Origin of the sequence: Burkholderia sp. Ac-20379 (assembly GCF_017104645.1) — a bacterium.
GTDB lineage: Bacteria > Pseudomonadota > Gammaproteobacteria > Burkholderiales > Burkholderiaceae > Burkholderia.
This window is the reverse complement of sequence record NZ_JAAGPF010000597.1, coordinates 1-2,378: the sequence shown is the minus strand read 5'-3', so window position 1 is coordinate 2,378 and position 2,378 is coordinate 1. Positions and strand designations below refer to the sequence as shown.

The following is a 2,378-nucleotide window of genomic DNA, read 5'->3' as shown; positions in this document are numbered from 1 at the left end:
GATCCGCCCGCGCGCCGCGCCGGGCGAGGCCGGCGCGCACGCGCTGTTCAACACGCTGATGCTGGCCCCGCCGCTGCCGTCGGCCGCGCCGGCGCAGGCCGACGTCCCGCCGCTGCCGAACACGCCGGCGATGCCGTTCGCGTATCTCGGCAAACAGAAATCGGCCGGGCATTGGGAGGTGTATCTCGCGCGCGGCGACGACACGCTGATCGTGCACGACCAGATGGTGATCGACGGCGTCTACAAGGTCGATTCGATCGCGCCACCGAACCTGACGCTCGTCTATCTGCCCCAGAAACTTGTCCAGACGCTGGATATCGGCAGTGCCGACTGATCCGCGCGCCATGAGGAACGAACCGTTGCGCAAGCCCTCTCCGAATCGAATCCGCCCGCCCGCGCCGCGCACCGTCGCGATCGCGCTGCGGCGCGGCATGCTGGTGGTCGCGCTGTCGGTGCTGCTCGGCGCGTGCGCGGCCCAGCAGGCCTATCGCGACGGCCAGAAGCTGACCGCGGCCGGCAAGGTGGACGCCGGCATCGCCAAGTACAAGGAAGCGTCGAAGGCCGAGCCGGAGGACGCCGAATACCGCAAGACCTGGCTGGCCGAGCGCGAGAAGGCCGTCGACGATCTGGTGGAGGCCGGCGATCGGCTCGCCGCGGCCGGCTCGCGCGAGGACGCGCGCAAGTCGTACCAGCACGCGCTGGCGCTGAACGCCGGCAACGAGCGCGCGGCGGCCGGCATCGCGCGGCTCGACGCCGACGCGCGCATCAACATCGCGCTGAGCCGCGCCGAGGCGCTGTTCATGCGGCACCAGCCGGACGACGCGCGCCGCCTGCTCGATTCGGTGCTGACGGAGGCGCCCGGCAACGCGCGCGCGCTCGACCTGCAGCGCCGGCTGGCCGCCGAAACCGGCTCGGCGCGCGTCGAGGCCGCGCTCGCGGCGGCGTACCGCAAGCCGATCCAGATCGATTTCCGCGACGCGCCGCTCAAGCAGATCTTCGACGTGATCTCGCACAGCTCGGGCATGAACTTCCTGTTCGACCGCGACGTGAAGACCGACCAGCGCACCACGATCTTCCTGAAGAACAGCACGATCGACGCGACCGTGCGCTACGTGCTGGCCACCAACGGCCTCGCGCAGCAGGTGCTCGACGAGAACACCGTGCTGATCTATCCGAACACGGCGGCCAAGATCAAGGATTACCAGGAGCTGGCGGTCCGCACGTTCTTCCTGTCGAACACCGAGGCGAAGACCATCGCCAACACGCTGAAGACGATCCTGAAGATCCGCGACGTAGTGGCCGACGAGAAGCTCAACATGGTGATCGTGCGCGACACGCCCGACGCGATCCGCATGGCCGAGCGGCTCGTGTCGCTGGAGGACGTGCCCGAGCCGGAAGTGATGCTCGAGGTGGAGGTGCTCGAAGTGCAGCACAACAACGAGCTGAACCTCGGCGTGGCCTGGCCCGGTTCGGTGAACGTCACGCCGCTGCCGCTCGGCAGCGTGATCGCGCCGGTCACGGGGCAGACCACGACCAGCACCACGCCGTATTACCCGTACGGCATCGGCAGCTACGGCGGCCTCGGCACCGGCTCCGGCGCCAACACGCCGGCGCTGACCATGAACGACCTGCTGCACCAGACGGTGCGCACGCTCGGCCTGTCGTCGCTGCAGGCCACCGCCAACGCCAACGTGCAGGATTCCACCGTCAAGCTGTTGACCAACCCGCGCATCCGCGTGCGCAACCACGAGAAGGCCAAGATCCTGATCGGCGAGCGCGTGCCGAACTTCACGTCGACGGCCACCTCCACCGGTTTCCTGTCGTCGTCGGTCAACTATCTCGACATCGGCCTGACGTTGAATGTCGAGCCGACCGTCTACCTCGACGACACCGTCGGCATCAAGCTCGCGCTGGAGGTCAGCAGCCTTGGCAACGCGATCCAGAGCACCACCGGCACCGCCGCGTACCAGATCGGCACGCGCACCGCGAGCACCGTGCTGCAGTTGAAGAACGGCGAGACCGACGTGCTCGCCGGCCTGATCGACAACGAGGAGCGCACTTCGGGCAACAAGGTGCCCGGTATCGGCCAGTTGCCGATCCTCGGGCGGCTGTTCGGCGCGACCGACGATCAGGCCAAGAACACCGAGATCGTGCTGGCGATCACGCCGCACCTGATCCGCAACATCCGCCGGCCCGACGCCGATCAGGCGTACTTCACGTCGGGCACCGAGACCAACCTGCGCAGCATGATCCAGTCGAACGGGCTGGCGGTGCCGACGGCCGGTTCGGGCGGCACGGCGGGCGGGGCGGCTTCGCGCTTCGGCGCGGGCAGTGCGGGATCGGTGGCCGGCGCCGGAGCGGGCAGCGCCTACGGCGCG

Annotated in this window: 1 protein-coding gene and 1 pseudogene; both read left to right on the top strand. The window is 68.9% G+C overall.

Annotation, left to right across the window (positions count from 1 at the left end; genetic code table 11):
* A pseudogene (locus G3N92_RS33090) lies at nt 1-334 on the top strand (hypothetical protein); the annotation flags it as partial.
* 25 nt (nt 335-359) lie between these two features.
* Nucleotides 360-2,378 (top strand): secretin N-terminal domain-containing protein (locus tag G3N92_RS33085; RefSeq protein ID WP_241015182.1); only part of this gene is annotated, 2,019 nt, incomplete at its 3' end.